The following is a 5,164-nucleotide window of genomic DNA, read 5'->3' as shown; positions in this document are numbered from 1 at the left end:
CCCCCGGGCCGGGGGCGCGGTGCTGGACGGTGCGGACGGGGAAGCGGCATCCGGTCGTACGGCCGGGACCGCCACGCCGGGCCGGACGGCCGGGGAGAACGCGACGGGGTACGCCGGCGCCGGGACCGCCCCGGTCCCGGCGGCCGCGGAGCCCGGCGAAACCGGCGAACGTGATCAGGCCAGCGGAAGTGGTCGCGCCAGCGAACCCGGTGAGCGTGGTCACATCGGCGAACTCGGTGCACCCAGCGCGGCACTTCTGAGGGCCAGGGAAGTCCTGGAGGACTTCCGTGACTCGGCTCTGCTCGTCCCCCTGGATGAGCACGGCCATCTGTGGTCGGCGGAATTCGGCGGCATCCGCTGGATCGCCGCCTTCTCCGACGAGGAGGCGCTCGCCCGCTTCGCGACGGCACGGTCCGAGGACGACCGGGAATGGAACTACCGGAAAGTCCTGGGGCGGCGGCTCCTTGATGTCGTTGTACCGGCCGTCGGCGGACCGTGCGGCGTGGCCATCGACGCTGGCAACCCGGACGGGCGGACCTTCCCGCCGGTCATGGGCGTCGTGCCGGCGGCGGCCGCACTCGGCGCACCCACTGGAACAGCCAAACCCGGAGGCAGGTCTTGAACGCGCGAGAACCCGATCTGGACGTCTCCCAGCAGGCGCTCGCCGTGATCGCAAAGGGGCTCGCCGGCGCGCTGCCATGCTCTCCAAACACGAAGCCGTCGAAGCCGCTCGCGCCTTCCTCCATAAGACCTTCGCCGACCGGCCCTGGACGATCGTCATGCTGCCGGACGAGTCGTACGAACACCCGGCGGCGTGGGGCGTCAGGTTCGACACTCAGGAAGCCATCGACAGCGGTGACGACTTCGCCGGCCCGATCATCAAGGTGCTGATCGTGCCCAAGGACGGCTCGGCCCCGCATTTCCCGCCCTCGCACCTGCCTGTGGCCGATTACCTCGATCTCGTCTCCCGCGGCGAGTGGCCGCCGAAGCGGGCTTGAGCATGTACGCACTTCCCCGGCAGGCGGCCCTGCACTGGCTCAACGCCACCTATGGCGGCCTGTCGAGCTCGCCCTCCCCCATCCCGTCGGAGAGGACGCTCGAACCTGGCTGTTCGCGTGCCGGACCACCGAGCAGCCCGGCTACCCGCGCACCCCGATGCTCGCGGCGTCCCTCGTCGTGCCGAAGGACGGCGGGGTGTCCTTCCACCCGGCCGCCGGCGATCCCTGGGGCGACGTGGCGGCGTACACCCGGTCGCCCGCACCGCGGGACGCTGCCACTCAGTCACGGCGGCTGAACTCCCGCAGCTGCGTGGTCTCCGTCGCCGCCGCCATGACCGGGGCGCAGGCCACGGCCCTGCCCTGGCAGCCGGCGCACGAGGCTCCCGGCTGGTGGGAGCTGCTGCTGCGGCGGTACTTCCCCGGGGCGGAGCAGCTGCGGTGCGCCGGCTGGGACCAGATGATCGCACGCGTGCGGGAGACCGGGCCCGGTACGGGAGGGGTCGTCTGGGTACGTCGCTGCGTCGGGGGCGTCGAGGCGAGGGGGCACCTGCTGTACGCGCACAACAAGGACGGGCAGGTGGCGTTCCTGGACAGCATGACCGGCGGGCTGGCTCGGCTCGACACGGCCGGAGTGCGGGAACTGGTTTTCGCACGGCTGCGTCCGCAGACGCCTGCCGAGGCTTCCGGGGCTGTCCCCGCGGCGGACCCGTACCCGGCGCCGGCGCGCGACTTCGCCTCGGCCGCGAGAAGGCCCACGACTGGCTGCGGCGTACCTACCGCGACCCGGTGCGCCTGGTCCATCCTGATCCCGCCGACGAGATGCCGCGAGGCTGGTTCTTCGCCTGCAACACGGAGGCATTCCTCGACGGTGGCGACTGGCGGCACGCCATGGTCGATGCCGCCGTCGTCGTACCGAAGGATGTCGCGGAGCCGTTCTGCCTGCCCAACTCACAGCCCTGGCAGTGGCTGCAGGCATGGAACCAGGGCGCGGAGCCGGGCGCGTCATGGGCCTGCCACCCCGTCCGGGTGACGCGATCTGGCTCCCCGGGACGCTGAACCAACTGGGGCAGCCGCTGTCGGTCTCCGAGCACGCCGACTGGAGTCCGCTGCTCGACGAGTTGTCGGCCTTCCCCGTGGGCGCGCCTGCCCTCATCTGGGTTCGCCGTGTGGACGGCCGCGGCCGCGAGACGACGGGCCTGCTGCTGACCGGGTTCAGGTCCCCGCAGGGCACGGGAGTGGTCGACGGATCGGCCGATCCGGTGACAGATCTCAACGCGGGCGCGGCAAGCGGCTTTCGGCTGATCCGATACCGCTGACACAGCGGTGAGTGTTGGCGAGGATCACCGGTGCATGTCCGCCCGGTCGACGCGTACACAGGTGGGGTTGAAAAGCGGCGTGGGACGAGTGGGAACGGCTGAAGGCCGAGGCTGCTGAGCAAGGACCCACCCAGCAATCTCCGGAATGTCGGTGACGCCCCTCCGGGGACGCTGAGAGGGTGGGCACCCCCTGCATGTGCCCACCCTCTGCATGATTGCTGTGACAGCTGCTCAGAAGTTCGAGGCAGCCCTCTTGTCTCCGCCCTGGTACGCCGGGGCCGCCTGCGCCACGGCCTGCGAGATCTGCATCAGCGCCTGGTGGACTCCCTCGGCGTCCCTGTTCCAGCGCTCCTGGGTCGTGTTGTACGCCTCGCGGGCCTCGCCCTTCCAGAGGTCATTGATCGAGGCGATCTTGGCCTTGATCTCGTCGAGCCCTCGCTTGAGCTCGTCCGCCCGCTTCTTGATGTCCGTGGCAGCCAGGTCCAGGCTGCCGTAAGTGACTACCGTGGAATCGCCATTGTTGGCCATGAAATCTCCCCAGTTGGTGACGTGTCCGGTCTGAGAAGCCGGACGGCAGCACTAAGGCTGCAGATCAGTACTTGCTGAAGGCGGAAGGCGTGACCGAGGCCTCCGCCGTCGCGTCACCCGAGTAGCCACCGACGACATCGACGCCATTGAGAGCCGCAGCCACTTCGTCCTCGGTGTTGCCCGAGATGGTGCGCGCTGCCTGAATGGCTTCCTGGTAGTTGAGCAGCAGGTTACCGATGCGCGACATGCGCTCGTTGATCTCGGTCTGCTTCTTGTTGAACGCACCGGCGCCGATTCCCTGCCAGGCGCCTTCGAGACTGTCGATCACCTGGTGGAGGGCCTGGACCTGTGCCCTCACCCTGTCGAACTTGTCACTCAATTCGTCCTGAAGTGACTTGAGCGCACTGTCTGTGACCTTCTGGTCCGGATTTGCCATACCAGCCTTTCCTCTCCTTTAGATGTTTCCCGCCATCCCCGCCGGGCGGGCGCCAGCAGGGATGTGCGAGTACTCACCGGGGCCGTGGACTCAGGAGGCACGACGCCTGCGGGCAGTGACCGCGGCGCCTCCTAGAAGCACGGCCACCAGTGCGGCGCCCCCGATGATGAGCGGCAGTGAGCTTGAGCCGTCGCCGGTCTTCGAGTCGCTCGCGATCGCCTCCTCGGAGCCCGCCGCGACTGCGTCATCGCCCGCCTTGCTCTTCGCGGGGGTTGACGGGGACGGGTTCGGTGTTTTCGGCGTCGTGCGCTTGTTGGTCAGCGGACTGATGTCCGGGTCGCCAGGATCGCCCTCACCGTCCAGGATGTTGACCGCAGGCCGGATGAGGCCATGCCCCAGGTACTTGCTGACCTCGTCATCCGGCCAGTCGCGGCCGGCGGTGTCGAACATGACACGGAGGACCTGGTTGGCAGTCCAGTCGGGATGCGCGGACCAGATGAGAGCGGCGGCGGCGGAGGTGATGGCAGTGGCAGAACTTGTTCCACCGTCGCCCATGCAGTAGCTCTGGAAGGTCTCATCGCACCACCGCGGAAGGTTGTCGGCAGGAGCGGCGAGATCCACGATGTCGCCGTTCTGGGAGTAATCGGACACCTTGCCGTTGCGGTCGGTGGCACCGACGCCTACGACCTCCGGGTGTGCGGCTGGGTACTCCTTCGCATTGCCGTCCTTGGCATTGTTGCCCACAGAGGCAAAGAACAACTTACCCTTCTTCTGGGCATACCTGACAGCCTCTTGCTGCCGTTCGGTGGAGAACTCGCCGCCCATAGACAGACTGATGATCTTGGCACCACTGTCTGCGGCGGCGCGGATGGCGTCCTCTTCACCCCAGAGGTTTACGTCTTTGTCTTTGGCGAATTCCTCGTCAGGAACCCTCATAGGGAGAATCTTCACTCCCGGCGCCAGGCCCTGGATACCGTCTCCCTTGCCTGTACCAGCGATCAGTTCAGCCATCGTCGTTCCGTGGCCGCCGTAATCGTCCGTCGCGTCACCGTCGACGTCGGTGAAATCGAACCCCTTCAGGACCTGCCCTTTGAGGGAAGGAGTGTCCGCGTTCACCCCGGTATCAATGACAGCGACTGTGATGCCCTCACCCCTGGCTGTCTTCCATATCTCTTCGGCTTCCAGAGCGTCCAAATACCACAGCTTTGACCGCATGTCGGAGCCGACGGCCGCAGGCGTACCACCGAAGACAACGAGCGCACTGACGCTCGACACGATCAGGGCACGCGTCAGGCCCAACTTCAGCGGGTGCGCTCCGAAACGCCGTCGCGCCTGCAGCATGCCTGCCATCACCTGGTTTCCAAGCCTTCCCTGTTGATTAGTCGATGACCGGAGGGACGATATTAGGTCCGGTCGCTCCCGGACCAGTCTCTTCTGTGCTGACGTCCTGCCGCTCAGGGTCCGTGTTCTCCTGCTCGTCTTTGGAGGCTTTGCGTCGACGCGAGGGCCCACGGACGAGACCTGCCCCACCAACCGTGAAATTCTTACGCCCGTTTCTCCTGCCGGAATCGCTGGATGTGGGCGTTCCTACGACTCCACCAGGGGAAACAGCGCCCGCTCCCGTCTGCCGAGCAGTACGGCTCGCTGGGTTCGCACCGACAACACCACCCTGACCGGGACGCGCTGCCGAAGGACCACCTGGTGCCTTGTTCCCAGTTCCGATCACAGCCCCCCGGGGCAGTCGCGACCCGGTCGGACTGCCGGAGGCAGCACGTTGTGGCACACCGCCGACAACCCCGGTACCCCGCTTTTCACCTGCGGCACCAAAGCCCCCCGCCCGCCCGCCGACCGGACCTGCCGACGAGCCGGTTCGACCAGTTCCAGGA

General features: G+C 67.4%; 7 protein-coding genes and 1 pseudogene. 5 read left to right on the top strand and 3 right to left on the bottom strand.

The window, feature by feature from the left end; translation table 11 throughout:
* Positions 1-19: 19 nt before the first annotated feature.
* From GUY61_RS41690 to GUY61_RS34380, 5 genes and pseudogenes are all read left to right on the top strand, one after another.
* A complete protein-coding gene (locus tag GUY61_RS41690; RefSeq protein ID WP_313896999.1) occupies positions 20-622 on the top strand; it encodes a hypothetical protein in 603 nt (200 codons plus the stop codon).
* Positions 623-698: 76 nt separating this feature from the next.
* Positions 699-998, top strand: coding sequence for a YrhB domain-containing protein (locus GUY61_RS34395; RefSeq protein WP_166634243.1), 300 nt, complete (start codon positions 699-701; stop codon positions 996-998).
* Positions 999-1,155: 157 nt separating this feature from the next.
* A pseudogene (locus tag GUY61_RS42020) lies at positions 1,156-1,542 on the top strand (toxin glutamine deamidase domain-containing protein); the annotation flags it as partial.
* The gene (locus GUY61_RS41350; protein ID WP_398957945.1) at positions 1,437-2,054 is read left to right on the top strand and encodes a YrhB family protein; all 618 of its coding nucleotides are present in this window, start codon (positions 1,437-1,439) and stop codon (positions 2,052-2,054) included. The pseudogene GUY61_RS42020 and the gene GUY61_RS41350, both read left to right, overlap by 106 nt.
* Positions 2,003-2,314 (top strand): hypothetical protein, encoded by a 312-nt coding sequence (locus GUY61_RS34380; protein ID WP_243766957.1) that lies wholly within the window; start codon positions 2,003-2,005, stop codon positions 2,312-2,314. The genes GUY61_RS41350 and GUY61_RS34380 overlap by 52 nt, the downstream gene beginning before the upstream one ends.
* Positions 2,315-2,545: 231 nt before the next feature.
* Here the strand turns inward: GUY61_RS34380 and GUY61_RS34375 are convergent, their stop codons facing one another.
* From GUY61_RS34375 to GUY61_RS34365, 3 genes are all read right to left on the bottom strand, one after another.
* A complete protein-coding gene (locus GUY61_RS34375) occupies positions 2,546-2,842 on the bottom strand; it encodes a WXG100 family type VII secretion target (protein WP_166634242.1) in 297 nt (98 codons plus the stop codon).
* Positions 2,843-2,906: 64 nt separating this feature from the next.
* A complete protein-coding gene (locus tag GUY61_RS34370) occupies positions 2,907-3,278 on the bottom strand; it encodes a WXG100 family type VII secretion target (RefSeq protein ID WP_166634241.1) in 372 nt (123 codons plus the stop codon).
* Between the two features lie 90 nt (positions 3,279-3,368).
* A complete protein-coding gene (locus tag GUY61_RS34365) occupies positions 3,369-4,628 on the bottom strand; it encodes a S8 family serine peptidase (RefSeq protein WP_398957940.1) in 1,260 nt (419 codons plus the stop codon).
* Positions 4,629-5,164 lie beyond the last annotated feature (536 nt).

The sequence above is a fragment of the Streptomyces sp. GC420 genome (assembly GCF_009916105.1).
Lineage (GTDB): Bacteria > Actinomycetota > Actinomycetes > Streptomycetales > Streptomycetaceae > Streptomyces.
Note: the sequence above shows the minus strand (reverse complement) of the source record. Positions and strands in the feature narration are given on the sequence as shown.